Genomic DNA, 382 nt, shown 5'->3' on the forward strand with positions numbered 1-382 from the left:
ATCACCTTGCCATGGTGGGGGTCGCGAGTTCGAATCTCGTCTTCCGCTTCATTGTATCCGGGACACAGGATCCCGCGGTGAGTGATCACCGGCGGGATTTGCTTTTTGTCCAGCGTCCTCTTACAATGGAGTTCGTCAATTAAATAGCATGATGCACCCATAGCGCAACTGGATAGAGTGTCTGACTACGAATCAGAAGGTTGTAGGTTCGACTCCTACTGGGTGCATGTTCGGGAAGTAGCTCAGCTTGGTAGAGCACTACGTTAGGGTCGTAGGGGTCGCAGGTTCGAATCCTGTCTTCCCGATTGGTAACTGACAATTGAATATGCGGAAGTAGTTCAGTGGTAGAACATCACCTTGCCATGGTGGGGGTCGCGAGTTC

At 51.6% G+C, this 382-nt stretch carries 2 tRNA genes; both read left to right on the forward strand.

From position 1 onward, the window contains the following. The first annotated feature begins 153 nt into the window (after window positions 1-153). Window positions 154-227: transfer RNA gene (locus L248_RS14785), tRNA-Arg, on the forward strand. 4 nt (window positions 228-231) lie between these two features. Beyond that, a tRNA-Pro gene (locus L248_RS14790) sits at window positions 232-305 on the forward strand. The last annotated feature ends 77 nt before the right edge of the window (window positions 306-382 follow it).

The organism is Schleiferilactobacillus shenzhenensis LY-73 (assembly GCF_000469325.1).
Classification (GTDB): Bacteria; Bacillota; Bacilli; order Lactobacillales; family Lactobacillaceae; genus Schleiferilactobacillus; species Schleiferilactobacillus shenzhenensis.